This is a genomic window from Desulfotignum phosphitoxidans DSM 13687 (assembly GCF_000350545.1).
GTDB lineage: Bacteria > Desulfobacterota > Desulfobacteria > Desulfobacterales > Desulfobacteraceae > Desulfotignum > Desulfotignum phosphitoxidans.
The window spans coordinates 682,614-703,463 of record NZ_APJX01000001.1; the positions used below are offsets into that span (position 1 = coordinate 682,614).

Below are 20,850 nucleotides of genomic sequence, written 5' to 3' on the forward strand. Positions count from 1 at the left end.
CTAATCCTTTGAGTGTGGAAGTCCGGTCCCTGCCAATAAGGCGTGGGCACGGCTTCGTGTTTCGTTTTCACTGGTGACACGGATGGCTGCCCGGCCTCGCACCGGGCACTCATGCTGACAGACACCGCAGCCGATGCAGTGAAGTGGATCCACATAGGGCTGCTGCAGTCTGACAACCACGGCAGCCGGGGTTTGCTGCCTGAATCCGGCACCGGCCGGATCACCAGCCACCTGTATCCAGCCTGCCTGAAGCCCTGTGATCCGCAACGCGTTTTGGGGGCCTGCCGGTCCGGCCAAAAAATAGTCCCCTCCGGCCAGGGGGCTGCGGGTGAACGGCAGGTTCAGATGAACGGCCCGGCTGCTCACCTGCTGAACGATTAAACGGTCGAGTCCTGCCACCGTTTCCATTATCGTCCGGGTGGTAATGGCCTTGGGGCTGACCGGACAGTTCTCCTGGCAGACGATACAGGGGATGCCCATGGCCCATGGCAGGCAGCGGCCCCGGTCCATAAAGGCGGTCCCGATCCTGACCGGGCCTTTGTCCGCAAAAGAGGCTGTGCCCATCCGTTCTTCCAGGGCCAGGGGGCGGATGGCCGCTGTGGGGCAGACAGAACCGCAGGCAATGCAGTTGTGCTGGCAGCCACTGGATCCCAGCCGGAAATCCAGACGGGGCGTCCACAGCCCTTCAATCCCTGCCTCCAGCACAGTCGGCTGGATCACATTGGTAGGGCAGACCCGCATGCACAGCCCGCATTTAATGCATCGGTTTAAAAACGCTTCTTCAGTCAGGCTGCCCGGCGGCCGCACCAGATCAGGCCGCCATCCCACCCCCAAAGGATCCCCCAGTCGTGCCAGGGGCAGAAGAATCGCACCGGTGGCTCCGGCTGTTAACACAGCCCGCCGGCTTAAATCAGGGCCTGGGTTCTCTCCTGTGGTTGACGGTCGGGTGCTATAACCCATAATACGTTCCGGGCAGTCGTCCCGGCAGTTGTAGCAGAGCACACACTCTGCCCATTGGATCTCATTGGCAGGATCGCATGCCCCTTCGCAATGATGATCGCACCGCCCGCATCCGGTACAGGCGTCACCGTTTTTATCCTGCCTTCCCATCCGCCATACCGACCATCTGACCGTAAGTCCGAGCAGGGCGCCAAGGGGACAGACATACCGGCAGTAAAACCGGGGGCGCCAGGCGGATAGGGCCAATACCAGGACAAACACACCGCCGGTAAGCAGACCTCCGGTCACCACAACGAAAGTTCCGTCCGGGGAAATCAGCGGTAGCACCACCAATGAAACAGAGCGATAGACCAGGGGGATAGGATCCAGAATTCCGGTCTGCAGGCCGGCAGCCAGAAGGCGGTTGCCTGGCAGGAGATTACCCAGCATAAGACACAGGGAACCAGCCACCGCCATGGCCCATCCCGTAGATCTCTTCCAAGGGGTTTTCTGTCCCGTCCGGATCAGGACAATACCGGCCAGAATGACAGCCACTGGCGGTATCCAGCCGCCCTGGCCTGACAAATCCACCAGGGGACAGACAAGCTCAACCCCGGCCATGGTCAAGAGAGCTGTGAGCAGCAGGTATTTGATCTTCTGGCCAGGATGGGACTGCCGTCCATAAGCCCGCGCCTTTGGCCTGCGGCCTTTATCCGTCCACGCCCCCACCATCTGCTGAAGGGTTCCCAGGGGGCAGAGCCATCCACAGAAAAAACGGCCCAGAAGAGCGGTCAGTGCCAGGGTAAGTGTCCCCCAGAGTAAACCCTTGTACAGACTGCCTGTGGTCAGCACCGTGGCCAGACCCACCAGGGGATCCAGTTCAAGAAGCCAGCTTACCGGCCATCCCCGCAGTTCGTACCAGCGGTCACCCACCCGGTTAACTAAGCAGCTGCCGATCATCAGGACCAGAAAAAAGCCCTGGGTAATCCGTCTGATCGTCACAAGTCTCATGGGACAGCCACCGGATTCAGGGTATGATAGTCAAGGACTCCTAAGCCGGCATCTGCTGACTGCCGGAGGTGGGGAAGCTGGGAGAGATCCCTGCCTAAAAGTTCTGCACCCATCGCATCAACCGCAAGCTGGTCGACACCTGCCACAAGGGTATTGGTCCGGGTCAGATCTGAAATGGATCCGCCTGTGGGGCCGTTGTGAATCATGGCGGTGACGGCATCCAGAATCACCAGGGTAGGACGTACCAGGGCGGCCAGTTCCGTGATAATGGTGTGAATGTCCTGGTGAAACACATTTCTGCGGCCTCCCAGGAGGCCGTACCAGTTTTTGATGGTCATGGAGGCACCGCTGCGGTGATGGTCTTTCAAGGGGGCAAGCCCTATTAGACAGTCCGCATCAGCCAGGGGCCCGATCAGGACCGGCCAGTCTCTTATGAGCCTGGCACCGGAAAGCGTGACCCTGGAAAATTGATCGGCTGTGGGCAGGACAACCCGGCCGCCGGCAGCCTCGGCAGCCGGCCCGATGCCGGTGAGCCTGAAACAGCTGGCAGGATCGTTTATGGGATTGTCTGTGACCACCACATCAGAAGCGCCGGCAGCCCTGCAGGCCGTGACAACTGCCGTTACCAGGTCCGGATGGGAGGTGGCGCAGATGGCAGGGGGAGAGGCAAATGCGGCATTCACCTTGATCACCACCCGGTGGCCGGGGCTTACAAACCGTCTTATCCCGCCCAGGGCCTCCAGGGCTCGGTCCGCCATATCCATCCGATCCGTTCCTTTTGCGATGGCCATGGCAGGACCCTCCACCAGGGCGCCGGAAAAATCAGGGATGCCGGGAAGCGACTGGGGCAATGGTTCCAATGCCGGAGGGCGCGTATCGTGCAGCCACCATCCAGCGCCCAGGGCGCCTGCGGAAACCAGTCCGGCCTTGACGGACCGGTGAATGAACTCCCTGCGGTTAAGATCTGTCATCAACTGTCTCCTGAAGCCGTTTCCTGATGCGTTCAGCCAGGCCAAGCGCGGTTTCCCTATCCGGCGCCTCATGCACCCCGATCACGTATTGTTCATGGGACAGAACCACCTCTATGGTATCCAGAATATCGATGACAGCGATGTTTTCCGGTGCGGCCAGGGGGGTGCCGCCGTACTCAAGATAAAAATCCCGGACCACCCGGGCAGCAGTCCCGGCAGCCTCTGCGGTTTCCCTCCGAGCGACATAGGCTGTGACAGGGATGCCATCGTATTGATATTCAGCCGTAAACACCTGGTCAAACCCTGTGATGCCAAAAGCGTCGGAAGATACCAGGGACCGGCTGCCCTCAACCCGTCCCTCCTCAGGGAACAGCGCCATCTCCGTCACCTCAGCCACATCTGCCCCGATGTTCTCCACAAAGGTTCTTGCCATGGCATCGGCAGCGGCCATCAGGGGTTCGGAAGCCTCAGCCCCCACCAGTTCCAGGTAAAACCGGTCGTGGGCCAGAAACCGTCCGTTGGGTGTTGCATAGGCAAACAGGGTGGGACCGCCAGCTTCCAGACCGCCTCTGCGCTGCATGCTGAATACGGAAAATGCGTTGCGGGCGGTCCCCATATCATACACAAAGAGCTCAAACCAAAGTGCCGGATTATCTGTCAGGGCAAACCGCTGGGTTGTAAGTGATCTGAATCCGGCGCTGAAGTAGAGTTCAGCCTTGCCGTTGATCTTGTCGGAAAGGGTGTCCGGATCAAATTGTTCCGGAGGGGAAAAGGGTTGAATCACATCTGGTGCCAGGGCCGCCAGAGCTATTGTTTCCATGGCAGCCGCAGGTTCCGAAAACGCCTGTCTCGCGGTCACTGCAGGATTGAATCGAAACTGAACCCTGTATATGCCAAACGCAATGGCTGCCAGTGTCAGCAGCACACCGAACCCCACCCATCGCTCCATGGGGGTCACCGTAAATTTTTCAGACGCTTCGGACATCGGACCCTCTTTCCGGTTCCTGGAATTGTTTATCGAGTCTTAAGCCAGTTCAGCAATGGCCTCTTTTAAAATTCTGCCGATTTGAATATTGTGGGGACACCATTTCTCAGCCTCGGCATAGTCCGCTTTTAAGATGTTGGTCTTCACATCCGCAGGCAGATCCCTGAACAGCCTTGCGGCGGTTATTTGATCTCCGTAACCGTGAAGATACATTGAATAACGCAATATATCACAGATCGGTAACTGTGGATCAACTGCATTCTCACAGATGTCGGCACACCCTGCACAATATCCGGAAGCCGTCCTGTGGGCATAAGTTTCCAGACGCTTTTTATCATTATCGGACAAGTTGGTTTTATTCAGGGCCGCCGCAATATTTTCTTTTAAAATGGCCATATTGGGCATTGCCGAACAGATGCTTGCGATATGGGGATTTTCCCAGACAACTCTAAGTTTGGCCTGTTCAGCGGTATATCCCTTTTTTAAAAAGTTATCAGTCATGTTCAGGGCATCATCGGTTTCAGACCCGATGGACGCATAGAAGTTTGCCGTAAAAACAGCCTGGGTTTTCATTGCGGTCAACCCGATACCTGCCCGAACGCAGGTATCTACGGCTTTTTTCATTTCGTCTTTTACCATGAGCCGGTAATTATAACTCATCATGATACCATCGACCCAGCCAAGCCTGGCTGCATCCTGCATACTATTTTCCATATTCTTATGGGTACTGAATCCGAAGAATTTGATCTTCCCTTGAGATTTGGCTTTCTCAGCCCAGGTTTTCACGTCACCGGTCAATTCATTTTTTACGTTTTTGACATAGTGAATGAAATACATATCCACATATGAGGTATTCATTCTTTGAAGAGAGCGATCTAATTTTTCACTGAGTTCTTCCGGGTCTGATGTCGCAGCTTTCGTGACCAAAAACACCTTTTCCCGGTCTCCTGGGAATTTGGTAAAATATTTGCCTATGGCTTTTTCATTTTTTCCCCATCCGTATGAATCAGCAGTGTCCCAATACGTTACACCGCTTTTTAACGCCTGCCTGAAAATTAAAAGATCGTTGCTGTCAAGTACTCCGCCCAAAGAGAGGATAGAGACATCCACGCCTGTTTTTCCAAAGGGTCTTGTGGGCACAATACCGGCTGAAGATGCTTTAGATGATGCATCTGCCCCTGGCACGTTGGTTAAAGGCAGCAGGGCGGATCCGAACCCTGCTGCAGCCGTTTTTTTAAGAAAATCTCTTCTAGTGAATTTCTTTTGATCACCGAACATGCTTGAGTTCTCCTCGTAGTAAAAATAGGGTTGAAAAATACAAACCAGCATCAAATAAGCGCAACGGATAATCAGGAAAGGAATCTGCCATATTTGCTATGGAAGAATATAGCAAACTCTAAAAAGCTTATCAAGAAAAGCCTGGTCAAGCCTGTCGGTTCGATCTGAAGCTTCTGGTTGTTCTATGAGGCAAAAGTTCCTTAGCTTTGTTTCCATTTATAATTGCTGTGGGACCAGGCCGCTTTTATGCAATAATTCCATCAATACCTTTTTCGTTATTTACACTCCATTGCAACTGGAAGAAGTGGTAGTCATGATGTCGGCCAGTGTGTCATGGTCCTGCCTGGCGCCGGTGCCTGCCAGGGCACACAGCCGGGCAGCGGTGCCCGAAAAACACCTGAATGCATTGGCCCTGACATCAAAGAACAATTTAATTCGCAGACGATTTCCCGGCTTGACCCGGACATTTATTTCTCTATAATGTCCCCATGTCTTTCAACCGGCTTGAACAGATCAACGGGTTTCACAAACTGCCCCCGGACAACCGGAAATGGCTGCAGACGATTGCGGGAATCCATGGATTTTCCTTTCAGCAGCAGCGGCTTCTTGTGGAATACAGCCAGGACCTGTACTGCTGGGACATGGGCGGACTTGACCAGTTCTACCGGCCGGACATTATTGGAAATACGGCTGGAAAACAGGCGGCCGCAAAGATATTTAGCCAGCTCAAATCCGGATATGAGGCCCTGAAACACGGCCCGAAACAGTATGAAAACGGGCCGGCGGTTTCAACGGCAGAGCAGCCGTTTCCCCGGGAACGAATGGTGAAAACATCGCTTCAGGGGGCGATCATGGGCTTCTGTCCCGTGGCTTCAGAAAAGACCCGCTGCTGCAACCTGAAAACCCTGGATGCGGTCCAGCAGTGCGGATTCGGCTGCAGCTACTGTTCTATCCAGTCTTTTTATCACAACAGCCAGGTGCGGTTTATCCGTGATCTGGACCGCCACCTGGCAGGCCTGGACCTGGATCCGGATACGCCGATGCACATCGGGACGGGTCAGTCCTCCGATTCTCTGATGTGGGGAAACCGGTTCGGCCTCCTGGACACCCTGACCCGGTTTGCTGAAAACCATCCCGGCGTGGTCCTTGAAATGAAATCCAAAAGCAGCCGGATCGATTATTTTCTGACCCATCCGCCCCCGTTTAACATGGTGTTCACCTGGTCCCTGAACACCCCAGAGGTGATTACGGCCGAAGAAAAGGGAACCGCATCCCTGGAACAGCGCATACAAAGCGCCAGGCGGCTGGCCGATGCCGGAATTCCTGTCGGGTTTCATTTCCACCCCATGGTCTGGTATGACGGGTGGGAAGCCGGATATCGTGCCATTGTCTCCCGGCTGACGGACACATTTTCCCCCGATGAAGTGGTCATGGTCTCCATCGGCACCCTGACATTCATCAAACCGGTCATCCGCCGTATCCGTGAACGCATGGCCCGGACCCGGATCCTTCAGATGCCCATGACAGACTGTGCCGGAAAACTCAGTTACCCATTTGAGATCAAAAAAGCACTGTTTTCCACGCTTTTTCAGGCATTTCCCGACAACTGGAAATCATCGGTGTTTTTTTACATGTGCATGGAGGATGTCAAATTGTGGGAACCGGTATTCGGCCGTTCCTACCCTTCCAATGACGCGTTTGAACAGGACATGATCCAGGCCTACCTCAAAAAAATACATGCCATCCGCCATAACCCGCCGGCCGTCTGATTTGTTCCTGGACGGCCGGCACGGCCTGAGCATCCGTGTTTTTTTCATACTTTGCTTGACAAACCGTGTTTTAGCGCTGTTTCCACAGTGCGGCGCTCAGGATCAATCGCTAAAAACATCTAAATAATGCTTACGGCCTGCTTGTCAAGGAAAGCCTGGAAAAAGCTTTTTCCACAGAGGCGATCCGGGTGATGAGACGCGGCAGCAGATGAAAGTAAAGGATGGCATACAGGCAACATGTCGTCAGCCACAATACCGACAGATTGAATTCAAAGGTGGAAACCAGAAACGATCCGATACGTTTCTGGCCGGCCATAAACGGTGCCCCGCCCCATGGAGCCAGTTGTGATGAGAATAAGGGATCTGACACTCTGACGATACTGTTGCCGGCAATCCGGTATTCATCGAGGTTCTCGCTGTTATATACCAGTCTTTCCAGGCTTTTGTTGAGGTATTTTTTTTCAAGATCCAGAAAACCCTCGTCCGTCAGCGCTTTTCTTCTGCCGGTATCCAGGGCACGCAAAGATTCGTCCGCTTCCTGACGTTCCCTGTGACATCGTTCGCGCAGTTCGGCCAAAGCGGATTTCAATTGACCGGCAATTTCACGGGAAAAGCCTTCAGGATGAAATGCATTGTCCGGCAGTGCCGGAGAAACCCCCTCAATCCGGGAAAGATGATTAAATTCATTTTTCAGCAATTCCAGGGTCTGGCCCACGGCCTGTTTATGCGCTGGGTCAGAACGTTCCAGAAACGGGAAATCGATCCTGGAAAGCAGCTCCGGTATATAGTAATTGGTCATATAATCCATATTGCTCAGACGGCGCTTGAGGTCATAATACGGCCGCTGATAGGGGTTGTTCATGAACTGTTCCACAACGACCGCTTCAAACCCCCAGCGTGACGGCATGAGATTGCCCACCAGCGGCACCCGGTTATGCGGCGTGTGCTGGGAGATCATATCATCGAAAGTCACCACCCTGCCCCCCAGAATGATCTGGGGTACCAGTAAAAGCGGAATGATGATATAGATGGTGACCACGGTTTTAAAGCCCGCCGATATGTTGAGTCCGATCATGCTGGCACACAGGGAACAGGAAAACAATACCAGCCATGTCTGCCAGTAGAAACCCGGTATCTCCAGAATGGTGTTTCCCACCAGGACGTACAGCGCAGTCTGCAGGCCGGAAACCAGGGCCAGATAAAGGGTTTTGGCATTGATGTAGCTGAACCAGCTCAAATGGAGGAACGATTCTCTTTGTAGAATTTTCCGATCCCGGATGATCTCTTCAGCACTGACGGAAAGCCCCATGAACAAAGCGACAATCACACTCATGAAAAAGTAGACGGAGATGTTGTGATTGTCTCCGAACAGATATCCGTCCGCTGTTTCAAACCGGGCAATGGATGCAATGATCCATGCCAGAAGAGGGGCTTCCAGCAGGTTGACCCCCAGATATTGCTTGTTGGCAAGCCGGGTGAGCAGATTCCGTTTGAAAAAAATGCCCAGTTGTCCGGCCAATCCGGGGCGGTGCAACACTTTTTCAGGGGCGGGCAGGGCATTGTCCACAGCCGGGTCTGCCGCCGTTCGGCTGGTTTTATAGCGGGCATGCCATTCCGAAGGGGATATTTTCCGCTGGGTCGTGGCATAGCCTTTTTCATCCAGGGCCTTCATCTCTATGATGTCAAATATCTGTTCCGGGTTGACATTGCCGCACCGGGGGCAGAGGCATTCTTCCGTACCGGCCTGCCACACGGCACTCCGAAAATAGATCAATGCATCGATGGGATTGCCCGTGTAGATGGGACGGCCGCCTTTATCCAGTATCCAGAGCTGGTCAAACAGCTTGAAAATGTCTGAGGAGGGCTGATGGATGATGACAATAATCAGTTTTCCCTGATTGCTCTGTTCCTTGAGCAGACTCATCACATTCAGAGAATCAGCGGAAGACAATCCCGAGGTGGGTTCGTCCACAAACAGGATCGAGGGCTCTCGAATCAGTTCCAGCGCAATATTCAGTCGCTTGCGCTGCCCGCCGCTGATGGTTTTTTCCAATGGCGACCCCACCTTGAGGTCTTTTGTTTCCAGTTGGTTGAGTTCATCCAAGATGCCCTGAATCCGCCGGTCAAGGTCATTTTCTGTGAGATTGGCCAGACAGAGCCGGCTGGAATAGAGCAGATTCTGATAGACAGTGAGTTCGTCAAAGAGCAGATCATCCTGGGGAACAAACCCGATCACCCCTTCGATGGTTGATTTTTCCGTGTACAGGTCTAAGCCGTTGATCCGGATCTGACCGGACTGGGGTGGCATCGTGCCGTTGAGAATACTGATCAATGTAGACTTTCCCACACCGCTGCCTCCCATCACCCCTATCAACTCGCCCCCGGAGGCATTGAAACAGAAATCGTGAAGGCCGTTGTCGCTGCCCGGAAAACGAAAATCAACATGCCATGCAGTAAAGGCCAGATCACTGTCCCGCCGCCCCGAACTGAATATCTGAGCGATATCGGCATAATGAAGGGCGGACGAACTGTCATCCCGGAGGATGGCCCCGGCCGGCAGCAGGCGAAAAGACCCCGGCGGCACAGGAATACCGTTCAACGCGATGGCAGCATGCTGATGGGAGATAATGAAACAGGTTTGGATATCTTCAATATGGAGGATGGTCAGCCGGCCTGAAAAACGGGGGAACGCTTTCCATTTGCAGCCGTGTCCCGGCGGCGGTGCCTCCGGCTGAACCAATAACAGGTTGTGCCCGAGCTTTTCGGCATCTTCCGGGTGGTACAAAAAAGCCAACATGTCCGCTATCACACTTGAATCGATTTCAAACGTTCCTCCGGCGGCCCGGGCCAGGCGGGGCAACATGTCGTTGGGGTCTGCGTCAAAATGACTGACCAGTTCAAAGAATCTGAGCAGGACCGCATACTGTTCTGTTCTTGGAATATGCCCTTTCAGGTTATTACAGATGGTCGATGTCTGGGAGATAAGAAAATCAGGTTCCGTGGATGCATCATAAAATTCCAGAAACCCATCGAAAAGATCCAGATACTGATCACTGTTGACAATGCCGAGATAGTCGGTCAGATAGGTTGCCACCAGTTTGCGGGCTTTGCCGCGTCCATCCGGGCCATGGCTGGATGCCTGCAGGGCAAACAGGTGCAGGATACCGTTGAGTACCAGTTCTGAAAGAATCATCCACCATCCCGAAAAACATCTAAAAAGTGATTGCCGGGTGAATGCCACATCACCCGGCACAAGTCATCCTCGGCCGACGGCCGATGCGTTAGAAAACCGTTCCGTCCAGAATATCCTGCCGCAACGGGGCGATGATCTGGCGGATACCATCCACTTCCCTCTGGGTGAACTGCCTGACCAGAAGCAGATTGTGGATGTCGCCCAGCACATCGAACCGTTCGTCAAACTCTACCTCGTTTTCAAAGGCTTTGTCACCTCTGAACACATTGAGCAGTTTTAACATGAAATCGATCCGATCATGCTGTTGATTCATCAAATCCAGCATGGGCTGAGGGTATCCGGCCTGGGCAATGCTTTCCGTCACCACGTACATGCCCTCCACCACGGCGCCGAAGAACGCATCGACCAACATGTCGAGGCGTTTGTCAGTGGTCACATGGTTGACAACCATCTCCATGGAAACCTCATCAAGGGCCTTTGACCACTCGTCGAAATCTGCAATTTTATCCGGGTTTGCAACGATCTCTTTCATCTTCGGGGTCAACGGCATTCCAAAACCAATTTTTTCAGCCAGGGACTTACGCACACTCAAAACATCGGCCAGCTCTTTTTTTCTCAAAAAAAGGGCCGCATAGGTCGCATCGAATGTGTAGACCCCCACCATGACGGACTGCTGTTCCATGGTGGTGTAGGTATTTGCCTTGCCCGTGTCTGCGGTCAGGGCATTCTGGTAGGATGCCCCTGCTTCTTTGAGCTGCTTGTTGGCATTGTTGAACTCTTTGTAATGATCCATGACAGCGCGAACTTCATCACGAAACTCTGTGCCGATATCAGAAAGGGTGTCATGGCGGACATCGACATCCCCCTTGGTATCTGCTTCAACCGTTGATGTTCCAACGAAACCCAGAAACAATACCATCACAGCAATAAAACCAGCCAGTGTTTTCTTCATTTGTTGCCTTTCTTTTTATTCGTTTTTGGATGTATGCACCACCGATTCACCGGTTCCGGCCCAAAATGGCCAAAGCGTTGTATTTATATCATCGTTTGTAAAAAAACAATGCAATTTAATCCGCGCCGGCATGATTTCCATGGAAATGGTCATGCTTTGTATCAGGCATTCCAATAAAAACAAGTTCAAATTTGGGTCAGAACGATGATCCCCATCATTCGGGTTCACATACGGGGAAGCCTGTGCTATGGTTCCTGAAGATCAAAAAAACCATTGTCTACTACACCCAAAAAAAAGCGGGTCAATTCCTGTATAAGGAGAATGGAAGATGGACCTAGACATTTACCGCAGATTACAGCAGTACCTGGTCCAAAAACGGAGGGTGATATGACCGGCCTGACCAAAGAAGATATTATCGCAAAGGCCTGCGAACTGGGGTTCGAAGATGTGGGGTTTACCACGGCCGATCCCTTTGACACCCATCTGGATTTTCTGAAAGACCGGCAGGATGAATACGGCTGGGCCGAGGCAACCGGGCTGAAGCTCATGGAGGGAACCGATCCGAAAACGGTCATGGCCCGTGCCCAAACCATCATTGTTCTGATGGAGGTCTACTTCAAAAAACGGTTTCCCCGGCAGATGGAGGGACATTTCGGCCGGTGCTACCTGGACGACGACCGGGTGACCAAGGACGGCCTGTCCAGGCGTATCAAGGCATTCCGGTCTTTTCTCTTAGACAGCGGGATTGACTCGAAAGTCCCCTATCACCTGCCCCACCGGGTGGCAGCGGCCCGGGCCGGCATGGGCACCTTTGGAAAAAACTGCCTGTTCTACTCCAATAAAGTGGCCAGGCAGGGGTCCTGGGTTCTGCCCATCGCAGTTGTGGTGGACCGGGCCTTTGACCCGGACATGCCCAGCGTTGAGATGGGGTGTCCGGACTGGTGCCGGAATGCCTGTATCACGGCCTGCCCCACCCAAGCCCTGAAGGGAAACGGCACCATTGATCCGAGAAAATGCATCTCCTTTCTGACCTATTTCGGACAGGGCCTGACCCCCAGGGAGCTTCGGGAGCCCATGGGCATTTACGTCTATGGATGCGACCGGTGCCAGAACGTCTGCCCCAGAAATGCCCCCTGGCTAGCTGCCGATCTGCCCGTCAATGAGCGGGTGGCTGCCAGAGAAAAGGATTTCAGGCTTTCTTCTCTGCTGAATATGGACGAATCCTGTTTTACGTCCAGAATATGGCCCCATATGTTTTACATGGGTCCGGACAGGCTGTGGCTGTGGCAGATGAATGTGGCCCGGGCCATGGGCAATACCCGGGATACGGGGTATACAAAGGATCTGATCCGATGTTTTAAAGAAAACAGAGATGACCGGGTGCGCGCCATGTGTGCCTGGGCTCTGGGACGGATCGGGGGCCAGCCGTCCCGGGCCGCTCTGGAGGGTTTTCTGCCCGGCGGCACGGCTATCCTTGAAGAGGAGATCCGATATGCTCTGGGCCTGGTATAATCTCCGTGAAGCCAGGCATCCCCAGGACACGATTCCAAAGAGATCGGGCCTGACCCGAACATCGTTCCAATACTATTTGCCGAAAATGGCAGCGCTGCCATTTTCGGCAAATGGGGTGTTCATGTTCATGCTGCAATCTGATCAGGTAATTTTATCAAATATGAAGAGCCTCTATTACAGCCTTAGGATTTTTTGAGGCAACATGTAGCAAGGCCTTTGCAGGCCCTTCTGGCTTTCTCCTGCCCTGCTCCCAATTTTGAAGCGTCCTTACGCTTACGCCTATCATCATAGCAAACTCTGATTGTGAAACATTCAAAGATTTTCGAATCATTTTAATTTCTGGAGCATCTATCTCAAAAATTCTACTTGGTTTCTTTTTTCCTTTTTTTATATCACCAGCTTCTTTTATGCTCGAAAGCAACATATCAAAATCTTCGTTTTTCATAATAAGTTATCCTTTATCGCTTCGCTTGAAATACGTCATTGACGTATTTTTGTCAAGCCAAAGATGGTTCCCAGGTGATAACAGTGAAATATTCAGACATTCAGGCAACCACAATATAAGGAAAGCCTGTAAAAAGCTTTTCCCAAAAAAAGACGGCATAGGTCGCATCGAATGTGTAAATGCCCCCGCTTCTTTGAGCTGTTTGTTGGCATTGCTGAACTCTTTGTAATGCTCCATGACAGCGCGGACTTCATCACGGATCTTTTTCATGGGGATGATCATGAGGTTCGGTTTCGTGGCCGGGATGCTCGTGGTCATGCACCCGGCCGTGGGCATGGTCATGGGTTTTTCGGCCCCCGGGGTGGGTGTGCACAAACCGATGAGGGTGATCATGCAGGTGCTCATGGGGATGGGCGTGCACGGTCCGGTCATGGCGGTGGGGATGATCATGGATGTGCAGGTGGGGATGGCGGTGTTCATGTTCATGCTGCAGCTGTCGGATGGCTGTGGCCGTGCGCCGGCGATAGGAAAATGACCGGCCGTTGAAGCGGCACAGCTTGTCATCCTGCATGAAAACATGCGTGGGCAGATCTCTGATGATCCGACCCTGGTGCATCACCAGGGTGCGGTGGGTCAGTTTTTCAATAAAAAACAGGTCATGGCTCACCAGCAAAAGCGTCTTATCAAAGGTGTCCAGAATGGCCATGAGCTGTTCTTCTCCCCTTGGATCCAGTCCGGCCGTGGGTTCATCCAGAATGAGCAGATCCGGGTCCATGGCAAGGACACAGCCCAAAGCCAGGCGTTTGCGCTCGCCGCCGGACAGGTGCAGGGGCACCCGGTTTTCAAATCCGGACAGCCCCACCCGGGCCAGGGCGTCTGCGGCCCGGTGCCGGCACTCATCTCTTGAAAGCCCCAGGCGGCGCAGGCCGAACATCATCTCTTCCTGGACACTGGCGCAGAACAGCTGATCGGCACAATCCTGAAATGCCAGCCCGACCCGTCGCCACAGATTCTTGTGCTGTTTTTTGGTCACCCGGGTTCCCTTGAAAAACAAATCCCCACTGCCTTTACGCAGTCCGCACAGGCAGGCCAGCAGGGTGGATTTTCCTGCCCCGTTCTCTCCCACAATGGCCGTTTTTTCCCCGTCATGGATATCCAGGGAAAAATCCTGGAGCCCGAAGGTGCCGTCCGGGTAGACATATTCATAGTTTTCCATACATACCAGGGGCGGATGAATGCAATGGGTCTCCTGGATTCCGGCGCACTCACATGAAGGGGTGTGTCCGGGGCCGGTGCCATTTTCTTCATGACCCCGTGCCCCATTGGCATCCGGCACGTCACTGGCCGGGATGGTCAGGCGGAAGGAAAAATCCAGGCCATGGTCCCGCAGGGAATCCCGCCGGGAAACCAGTTCGCGCAGGGTATATTTGTGGTGAATGCCGCCCTGATGCAGCACCTCGGCTTTTTCGCACAGTTCGTACAGAAAAATCAGGTCGTGGGAGATGCAGATCAGGGTGCCGGCAAAGTCTTTGAGCAGATCCAGGAACACGGCCTCCTGTGCCGGGTCCAGGTTGGCCGTGGGTTCGTCCAGAATCAGGACCTCAGGCTGCATGGCAAGGATGCCGGCCAGGGCGGCCCGCTTTTTCTGGCCGAAACTCAGGTTATGGGGCTCTTTGTAGGCCAGATGTGCCAGATGGACCTGGTGCAGGGCGTGTCTGGCACACAGGGCCGCGGATTTCCGGGATTTTCCCTGGTTGCGCGGGCCGAATGCCACATCCTCCATGACCGTGTGCCCAAACAACTGGTCATCCGGATCCTGGAACAGCACACCCATGCCCAGACGGCTGTCTTCCAGGTAGTCCCTTGTCAATGCCCTGCCTTTGAAACACACGGTTCCCTGTGACGGGGCCAGCAGCCCGCTGAGCAGTTTGATCAATGTGGTCTTGCCGGACCCGTTTTGCCCCACCAGGGCCACACGGTCTCCGGAGAAAATGTCCAGGTCCACCCCGGACAGGGCCTGGATACCATCGGGATAGGCATACCCCAGGTTGTGCGCGCTGAAAACCGGCATATCCGCCATGAAGGTTCCTTTACCCTTTCAAATAATCAAAAAACACCAGTGCCGCGCCGGCGGCCACCCATATGCCGGTCTTCAGGATATCCTGCCACTGAATCCGCAGATCACAGGGAGAAGGGAACCGTCCATTGTACCCCCTGGCCTGCATGGCATCAAACACCCGTTCCGTGCGCTCAAAACTGCGGACAAACAGCATCCCCAGAAAATTGGCCAAAGCCCGCAAAGTGTCCATATCTGTTTTTTTTGCAAACCCTCTGGCCTGCATGCCGGCGGTCATACGCCGGGCTTCATGGGTGAACACATGCAGGTACCGGTAACTGAGCAGCACCATCTGGCCGGCCATGTCCGGCACCCCGAGCCGGGACAGCCCGTACAGCGTCACGGGCAGCGGGGCCGTGGACAGCAGCGGTTCCATCAACAGGGCGATGGCCATTGCCTTGGCCGCAATGGTGGCGGCCAGGACCACCCCGCGAAGATTCACAACCAGCCAGTCCATGGACCCGAACACCACCAGGGTGTCACCGGGATGCACGGGCACGGTCAGGGGCATCACCACGAGCAGCATGCCCAGAAAACCGGTCAGGGCCACCACCCGCAGCATCACCTTGCGAAACCATACCTTTGAGATCAGGAGCACCACCAGGGAAAGCCCCAGGGCCGCCGCTGCCAAAGACAGATGGCGCAGTGAAGCAACCGCAAAACTGTAGGCCAGCAGGGTCACGATCTTGCAGCGCACATCCCAGCGGTGGATCACAGAGATTCCCTGGCCGAAGCCTTCAGCCACGGGCGGGATGGACCAGTCCGGATCGTTTTCCGGAACCGTCCGGGTTCTGGCCCGGCGCTTGAGCCAGGGCAACACGCCGGCCGCCGCGGCCGCCGGTATCAATACCAGCAGGGGCAGGTACCACAGCGGCACGGATATGTAAGCCACATCAGTCATGAGCCGAGGCAGCCGTCTTGTGGAATAGGGGTTCCAGCAGGGCCGGCTGGACCCGGGCCAGGAACCCGATGGTAAACCCGCTCATCACCCCTTCGATCACAATCACGGGCACATGGGCGGCCAAAGCGATCTTGGCCACTCCAAAGAAATCCTCTCCCCCGGTCATCAGCATCAGGGCCAGGCCCGCGGCAGCCATCACCGTTCCCATGGCTCCGGCTACGGCCCCCACAATGGTTTGACGTTTTAGCGTGCTGCCCTTGAATGTCTGGAAAAACCAGCCGCAGATCATGGCCGGGATCCCCATCATCAGGGCATTGGCCCCCAGTGCGGTCAGCCCGCCGAACTGGAACAGCAGGCTTTGCAGCAGCAGGGCCAGGCCGATGGCCAGAAAAGCCGCCGGCCCCAGCAGGGCCCCGGCAAGCCCGGGCAGCAGCAAATGCGCACTGGTGGGACCAAAGGGAATGTGCACCAGAGACGCCACAAAAAAAGCCGATGTGATCACTGCCACTTTGGGCAAATCCCGGTTGTGAATACGGCGGGCGCTCCAGGCCGCCAGTCCGGCGCTGACGGCATATCCGCCGATGGTTACGGCCACTGGAAGCACCCCGTCGGAAATATGCATTATTGACGCCTCCGCCGGGCTGCGGCAAATGCGGCCATTCCGAACAATCCCACAATATATCCGATCCCGGCAAACACCTCTTTCATGCCCGGTTCATCCAGATCGGCCCGCAATGCAGCGATCTCCCGGTGAATTTGCCTGATATCATTGGCAAGTTCGCTGTTCTGGACTTTCAACAGTGCGATCACTTCTCCGGAGCTGACATCCCGGGATTCCTGTGCCCAAACCAACCCGGGAATTCCTGCCAGAAACAAAAACACCAGTCCCATGGCAACCCCCTTTTGCAGACGCATCATTTTCCCGCCTCCACGTCGGCTTTTTTCAACTTAAATTTGTTTTTATGCCCCATCCCCGCATCGATCACGATGGTCAACGCATCGATTTTGGGGATATCAAAACTGAACATTCCCTGTGTGTCGGTCTTCCCTTCCACAAGCTGCCGGTTTTTGCTGTCATACACCAGCACCGTTCCTTTTTCCACGGCCCTGCCGTCAGGAAAATAACTTTCCGTGAAAACGGTTCCCCCTTCGACATAAGCGAACAGGTTCACCTTATGGGCCAGGGCCGTACCTGAAACCAGCAATACCCCAACCAGAACAGCAACCAGACAGTTGAAATGCTTCATCGCTCCTCCTCTGCTTATTTCATATCACGGGTATACACCCAGAAGACAGCCCCGATCTCCACGTCTTTTTCCAGCCCGTCACGGGTAAGGGTCCAGTCCGCTTTGTTGAGTGCGGAGAACCCCCACCACCCGGCTTTGGGCATGGCATAGCTGAACATCCCGTTTTCATCGGCTTTGACCACCTGGGTGACATAGGGATCTGCCGGAGGGACCACCACATGGGTATTTCCCGGGCTTTCATTCAAATATTCAATTTCCACTTCGGCAAAAGGCACGGGCGCACCTTTGACCCGTACCTGGCCGGTAAACAGATTACCCGTCCAGAGTCCATACGGCCGTGTAAACGGGATGATCTCGGTCTCCAGTCCCACGGGCTGATCCCATCCCTGTTCCAGGCCGAATGCGTTCACGCAGACTTTGGTGTAATGAACGATGAAAAGATCCTCAGCCGGTTCCCAATAGGGCGTGGGTTCGACATAAAAGGTGTGGTCACCGGGTCTGCGGATCTGATAGTCCGTGGTCCAGAAGGTGACCGCTTGATCCTGGTCCGGACTTTTCCCTTTGGCCGGCGCAAGCGTGTTGCGCAGATCCGTTTTCCGGCCGTTGTGCAGAACCCCGAACGCCTTGGGTCCGGCCATCTCCATATACTGCATTTCCATGGGATGGATGAACTTGACCTCAACCTTCAGGGTGTTGTCATCCGCCTGGGTGACGATGTCATCGGACGGGATAACCGCACCGAAATGGGCCGGGGCCGGATGGATGGTTGCCAGAATCAGAAACGCCGCCATCATTGAGGATGCTGCTATCGTTCTTGGATGCATAAAAATTTCTCCCTGGGTTTGCAGACAGTCAAAAAAATATTCTAATTTACCACGCCCCCGGGTTTTAATTGTCCTCAAAACCGTCTGGACAAAAAAAGCCATGAAGGCCGCTTCTTTTTTTCCAAAAGAACAGACCTTCATGGCCGTTTTATATAATTTTCATGTCTTTGCCGCTGTCGGGCGGCTTGTGCTGTGCAGCAGGTCTGCGGCTTCAGCCGCAATTTAAGAAAAAAGATGTATCAGCTCAGGCAGAAAAAAACAAGGATTTTCTGTCGGGACCTTCCTAGGCCCGGCGGGATCAGGCAGCCGTATCCGTCCCGGGAATTTTCCCCTGATCAAACCAGTGCCGGGCCAGGTAGATGAACGGGGTATCCGCCACCCCCACCACCCACTTGAGCAGATACGTGGTCCAGAAAATCTGCACCAGCACGGCCGGGGGAAACACGCCCCAGAAAGCCAGCACCGTGAACACGGTGGAGTCGATGAACTGGCTGACCATGGTGGAGGCGTTGTTGCGCAGCCAGATGCGCCGCAGGCCCGGAAACCGCCTGCGCCAGAAATCATAGGCCCACACATCATGCAGCTGGGACACCAGGTAGGCCAGGAGGCTGGCCGCGGCAATCCGGGGCATGAACCCGAAAATATTTGCCAGGCTGTCCTGGGTAAAATCATCCGGGGCCGGGGTGAACCACAGGGCCAGATTCATGAGCACGGTCATGGCCACCAGGGAAAACAGCCCGATGAACACGGCTTTTTCCGCCTGTTTTTTGCCGTACATCTCAGACAGAATATCCGTGACCAAAAAAGAGGAGGCATACACAATATTGCCTAAGGTGGCCGTGATGCCGAACAGTTCCACCAGCTTGATCACCTGGATATTGGAAACAATGGCAGCCAGAGGGACCCAGGCATAAAGACCCGGGCGGCCGAACATTTTGTAGGAAAAAAGGATAAATCCAAAGTTGACGGCCAGCATGACCGGCCAGAGCAGTTCGTTCAAGGAAAAACCTCCAGTTTTGTTCAGGCGGGTGCTGTGACCGCCGAAAAATCAACAATGCTTTAACAGAAGGGTGAATTTATCAGTTTGCCGACATAAAAGCAACACCCTGTTTTCAAGCCAAAATCGTGAAAAAATCATCTCCCTACTTTTAATTCTGGTCAAAGTGTATTACATAAACCAACTTAATTAAAATTATGATGTAAACCCTGAATTTTTCGGAACCGATTCCGGGGAATTCAAACCAGAAGGTGGAGACAAGGATGGGGAAAAATAAAAAGCAGGAAACATTGATGGATAAGGTGGTGTCTTTATCCAAACGCAGGGGGTTTGTATATCCGGGCTCTGAAATTTACGGGGGTCTGGCCAATGCCTGGGATTTCGGGCCGTTGGGTGTGGAATTGCTCAACAACCTCAAACAGGCCTGGTGGAAAAAATTTGTCATTGAAAGAACCGATATGGTGGGCCTGGATGCCGCCATTCTCATGAACCCGGAAACTTGGGTGGCTTCCGGGCATGTGGGCAGTTTTGCCGATCCTTTGATGGACTGTAAAAAATGCAAATCCCGGGACCGGGCCGACAAACTGGTGGAAAAATGGCAGTTTGACAACCAGTCAGACCTGGCCCCGGCCAACTGGGCCGGTGAAAAAACCCCGCCCCGGGACATGCTGGATTTCATCAATGAAAAAAATATTGCCTGTCCCTATTGCGGGGCCCTGGACTGGACATTGCCCAAGGCCTTCAACCTGATGTTCAAAACCAAGCAGGGGGTTGTGGAAGGGGAAGGAAAAGACATCTATCTGCGGCCTGAGACGGCCCAGGGCATTTTTGTGAACTTTAAAAACGTGCTGACCACCTCCCGGAAAAAAGTGCCTTTTGGCATTGCCCAGATCGGCAAGGCGTTCAGAAACGAAATCACCCCGGGCAACTTTGTGTTCAGAACCCGGGAATTCGAGCAGATGGAGATCGAATTTTTCTGCAAACCCGGCACGGACCTGGAATGGCATGAACTTTGGAAAAACTTTGCCATGGACTGGTACAAAGGACTCAATGTCAATCCGGACAACCTGCGGCTCAGAGACCATGATGCGTCCGAGCTGTCCCACTACTCCAACGCCACGTCAGACATCGAATACCGGTATCCGTTCGGCTGGGGAGAGCTGTGCGGCATCGCGTCCCGGACCGATTACGATCTGAAACAGCATATGGAACATTCGGGCAAGGATTTGCAGTATTTTGACGAGGTGACCAAGGAAAAGTTCGTCCCCTTTGTCATCGAACCCTCTTTGGGGGTTCAGCGGTCCGCTTTGGTATTTTTGTGCGACGCCTATGAAGAACAGACCCTGGAGGATGGGGACACCCGAGTGGTACTGCACCTGCACAACCAGCTGGCACCCGTCAAGATTGCGGTTTTGCCCCTGCAAAAGAAACTGGGAGACGAGGCCCAGAAGGTCTTCACCCTGCTGGTAAAAGAACTGGGCCTGAACATCGATTTCGACATGGTGGGCAGCATCGGCAAACGATACCGCCGCCACGATGAAGCCGGCACCCCCTATTGCGTGACCTTTGACTTTGATTCCCGGGAAGATGAGTCCGTCACCATCCGGGACCGGGACACCATGGACCAGATCCGCATGAAAATTGCCGAACTGCCGGCGTATTTCCGGGAAAAATTTAAATATTAACACCCAAAAGGCCAAGCAAACTTTG

18 protein-coding genes are annotated in these 20,850 nt (G+C 54.2%); 3 read left to right on the top strand and 15 right to left on the bottom strand.

The annotated features are described in order from the left end of the window. Genes DPO_RS03235 through DPO_RS03250 form a run of 4 tightly spaced genes read right to left on the bottom strand, consistent with a single transcriptional unit; the run spans position 1 to position 5,184 of the window. Entirely contained in the window at positions 1 to 1,950 is a 1,950-nt protein-coding gene (locus tag DPO_RS03235) for a 4Fe-4S binding protein (protein ID WP_006964251.1), read from the bottom strand. Beyond that, complete coding sequence (locus tag DPO_RS03240; RefSeq protein ID WP_006964252.1) at positions 1,947 to 2,921, bottom strand: DUF362 domain-containing protein; 975 nt, start codon at positions 2,919 to 2,921, stop codon at positions 1,947 to 1,949. Before DPO_RS03240 ends, DPO_RS03235 begins: the two co-directional genes overlap by 4 nt. Beyond that, positions 2,908 to 3,906: a DUF6599 family protein gene (locus tag DPO_RS03245; protein ID WP_006964253.1), complete on the bottom strand. Its 999-nt coding sequence runs from the start codon at positions 3,904 to 3,906 to the stop codon at positions 2,908 to 2,910. The genes DPO_RS03240 and DPO_RS03245 overlap by 14 nt, the downstream gene beginning before the upstream one ends. A 39-nt stretch (positions 3,907 to 3,945) precedes the next feature. Beyond that, the gene (locus DPO_RS03250; RefSeq protein ID WP_006964254.1) at positions 3,946 to 5,184 is read right to left on the bottom strand and encodes an aldo/keto reductase; all 1,239 of its coding nucleotides are present in this window, start codon (positions 5,182 to 5,184) and stop codon (positions 3,946 to 3,948) included. A gap of 488 nt (positions 5,185 to 5,672) precedes the next feature. Between DPO_RS03250 and DPO_RS03255 the strand changes: the two genes are divergently transcribed. Continuing rightward, the gene (locus DPO_RS03255) at positions 5,673 to 6,953 is read left to right on the top strand and encodes an SPL family radical SAM protein (protein ID WP_006964255.1); all 1,281 of its coding nucleotides are present in this window, start codon (positions 5,673 to 5,675) and stop codon (positions 6,951 to 6,953) included. A gap of 130 nt (positions 6,954 to 7,083) precedes the next feature. Here the strand turns inward: DPO_RS03255 and DPO_RS03260 are convergent, their stop codons facing one another. Both DPO_RS03260 and DPO_RS03265 read right to left on the bottom strand, forming a co-directional pair. Beyond that, positions 7,084 to 10,146, bottom strand: coding sequence for an ATP-binding cassette domain-containing protein (locus DPO_RS03260; protein ID WP_006964256.1), 3,063 nt, complete (start codon positions 10,144 to 10,146; stop codon positions 7,084 to 7,086). A gap of 88 nt (positions 10,147 to 10,234) precedes the next feature. Next, a complete protein-coding gene (locus DPO_RS03265) occupies positions 10,235 to 11,098 on the bottom strand; it encodes a hypothetical protein (protein WP_006964257.1) in 864 nt (287 codons plus the stop codon). Positions 11,099 to 11,485: 387 nt separating this feature from the next. Here DPO_RS03265 and DPO_RS03270 point away from each other — a divergent pair, with 387 nt between their 5' ends. Beyond that, positions 11,486 to 12,610, top strand: a complete 1,125-nt coding sequence (locus tag DPO_RS03270; protein WP_006964258.1) for an epoxyqueuosine reductase — start codon at positions 11,486 to 11,488, stop codon at positions 12,608 to 12,610. A 154-nt stretch (positions 12,611 to 12,764) separates the two neighbouring features. Here DPO_RS03270 and nadS read toward each other — a convergent pair whose 3' ends face one another. The 9 genes from nadS to DPO_RS03315 all read right to left on the bottom strand — a co-directional run bounded on the left by nadS (position 12,765) and on the right by DPO_RS03315 (position 19,143). After that, positions 12,765 to 13,055 (bottom strand): NadS family protein, encoded by a 291-nt coding sequence (gene nadS, locus DPO_RS03275; protein WP_024333359.1) that lies wholly within the window; start codon positions 13,053 to 13,055, stop codon positions 12,765 to 12,767. 6 nt (positions 13,056 to 13,061) lie between these two features. Next, on the bottom strand, positions 13,062 to 13,325 hold the full coding sequence (locus tag DPO_RS03280; protein WP_040011416.1) for a hypothetical protein: 264 nt from the start codon (positions 13,323 to 13,325) through the stop codon (positions 13,062 to 13,064). Next, a complete protein-coding gene (locus tag DPO_RS03285; protein WP_006964260.1) occupies positions 13,309 to 15,135 on the bottom strand; it encodes an ABC transporter ATP-binding protein in 1,827 nt (608 codons plus the stop codon). The genes DPO_RS03280 and DPO_RS03285 overlap by 17 nt, the downstream gene beginning before the upstream one ends. Positions 15,136 to 15,145: 10 nt before the next feature. After that, positions 15,146 to 16,072 (bottom strand): cobalt ECF transporter T component CbiQ, encoded by a 927-nt coding sequence (gene cbiQ / locus DPO_RS03290; RefSeq protein ID WP_006964261.1) that lies wholly within the window; start codon positions 16,070 to 16,072, stop codon positions 15,146 to 15,148. Continuing rightward, positions 16,065 to 16,694, bottom strand: a complete 630-nt coding sequence (gene cbiM, locus DPO_RS03295; protein WP_006964262.1) for a cobalt transporter CbiM — start codon at positions 16,692 to 16,694, stop codon at positions 16,065 to 16,067. The genes cbiQ and cbiM overlap by 8 nt, the downstream gene beginning before the upstream one ends. Then, the gene (locus DPO_RS03300) at positions 16,694 to 16,990 is read right to left on the bottom strand and encodes a hypothetical protein (protein WP_006964264.1); all 297 of its coding nucleotides are present in this window, start codon (positions 16,988 to 16,990) and stop codon (positions 16,694 to 16,696) included. Before DPO_RS03300 ends, cbiM begins: the two co-directional genes overlap by 1 nt. Then, on the bottom strand, positions 16,987 to 17,319 hold the full coding sequence (locus DPO_RS03305; RefSeq protein WP_006964266.1) for a hypothetical protein: 333 nt from the start codon (positions 17,317 to 17,319) through the stop codon (positions 16,987 to 16,989). The genes DPO_RS03300 and DPO_RS03305 overlap by 4 nt, the downstream gene beginning before the upstream one ends. Positions 17,320 to 17,333: 14 nt before the next feature. Next, positions 17,334 to 18,143, bottom strand: a complete 810-nt coding sequence (locus DPO_RS03310) for a DUF4198 domain-containing protein (protein ID WP_040011529.1) — start codon at positions 18,141 to 18,143, stop codon at positions 17,334 to 17,336. Positions 18,144 to 18,441: 298 nt separating this feature from the next. Beyond that, positions 18,442 to 19,143 carry a queuosine precursor transporter gene (locus DPO_RS03315; RefSeq protein ID WP_006964270.1) on the bottom strand — a complete coding sequence of 234 codons (702 nt, stop codon included), beginning with the start codon at positions 19,141 to 19,143 and terminating at the stop codon, positions 18,442 to 18,444. Positions 19,144 to 19,403: 260 nt separating this feature from the next. Here DPO_RS03315 and DPO_RS03320 point away from each other — a divergent pair, with 260 nt between their 5' ends. Then, complete coding sequence (locus DPO_RS03320; RefSeq protein ID WP_040011417.1) at positions 19,404 to 20,825, top strand: glycine--tRNA ligase; 1,422 nt, start codon at positions 19,404 to 19,406, stop codon at positions 20,823 to 20,825. Positions 20,826 to 20,850: the final 25 nt, after the last annotated feature.

Bases quoted from the DNA above. Each gene is read 5' to 3' on its own strand.
- DPO_RS03235 (WP_006964251.1), bottom strand. From the start codon at position 1,950: ATGAGACTTGTGACGATCAGACGGATTACCCAGGGCTTTTTTCTGGTC.
- DPO_RS03240 (WP_006964252.1), bottom strand. From the start codon at position 2,921: ATGACAGATCTTAACCGCAGGGAGTTCATTCACCGGTCCGTCAAGGCC.
- DPO_RS03245 (WP_006964253.1), bottom strand. From the start codon at position 3,906: ATGTCCGAAGCGTCTGAAAAATTTACGGTGACCCCCATGGAGCGATGG.
- DPO_RS03250 (WP_006964254.1), bottom strand. From the start codon at position 5,184: ATGTTCGGTGATCAAAAGAAATTCACTAGAAGAGATTTTCTTAAAAAA.
- DPO_RS03255 (WP_006964255.1), top strand. From the start codon at position 5,673: ATGTCTTTCAACCGGCTTGAACAGATCAACGGGTTTCACAAACTGCCC.
- DPO_RS03260 (WP_006964256.1), bottom strand. From the start codon at position 10,146: ATGATTCTTTCAGAACTGGTACTCAACGGTATCCTGCACCTGTTTGCC.
- DPO_RS03265 (WP_006964257.1), bottom strand. From the start codon at position 11,098: ATGAAGAAAACACTGGCTGGTTTTATTGCTGTGATGGTATTGTTTCTG.
- DPO_RS03270 (WP_006964258.1), top strand. From the start codon at position 11,486: ATGACCGGCCTGACCAAAGAAGATATTATCGCAAAGGCCTGCGAACTG.
- nadS (WP_024333359.1), bottom strand. From the start codon at position 13,055: ATGAAAAACGAAGATTTTGATATGTTGCTTTCGAGCATAAAAGAAGCT.
- DPO_RS03280 (WP_040011416.1), bottom strand. From the start codon at position 13,325: ATGAAAAAGATCCGTGATGAAGTCCGCGCTGTCATGGAGCATTACAAA.
- DPO_RS03285 (WP_006964260.1), bottom strand. From the start codon at position 15,135: ATGGCGGATATGCCGGTTTTCAGCGCGCACAACCTGGGGTATGCCTAT.
- cbiQ (WP_006964261.1), bottom strand. From the start codon at position 16,072: ATGACTGATGTGGCTTACATATCCGTGCCGCTGTGGTACCTGCCCCTG.
- cbiM (WP_006964262.1), bottom strand. From the start codon at position 16,694: ATGCATATTTCCGACGGGGTGCTTCCAGTGGCCGTAACCATCGGCGGA.
- DPO_RS03300 (WP_006964264.1), bottom strand. From the start codon at position 16,990: ATGATGCGTCTGCAAAAGGGGGTTGCCATGGGACTGGTGTTTTTGTTT.
- DPO_RS03305 (WP_006964266.1), bottom strand. From the start codon at position 17,319: ATGAAGCATTTCAACTGTCTGGTTGCTGTTCTGGTTGGGGTATTGCTG.
- DPO_RS03310 (WP_040011529.1), bottom strand. From the start codon at position 18,143: ATGCATCCAAGAACGATAGCAGCATCCTCAATGATGGCGGCGTTTCTG.
- DPO_RS03320 (WP_040011417.1), top strand. From the start codon at position 19,404: ATGGGGAAAAATAAAAAGCAGGAAACATTGATGGATAAGGTGGTGTCT.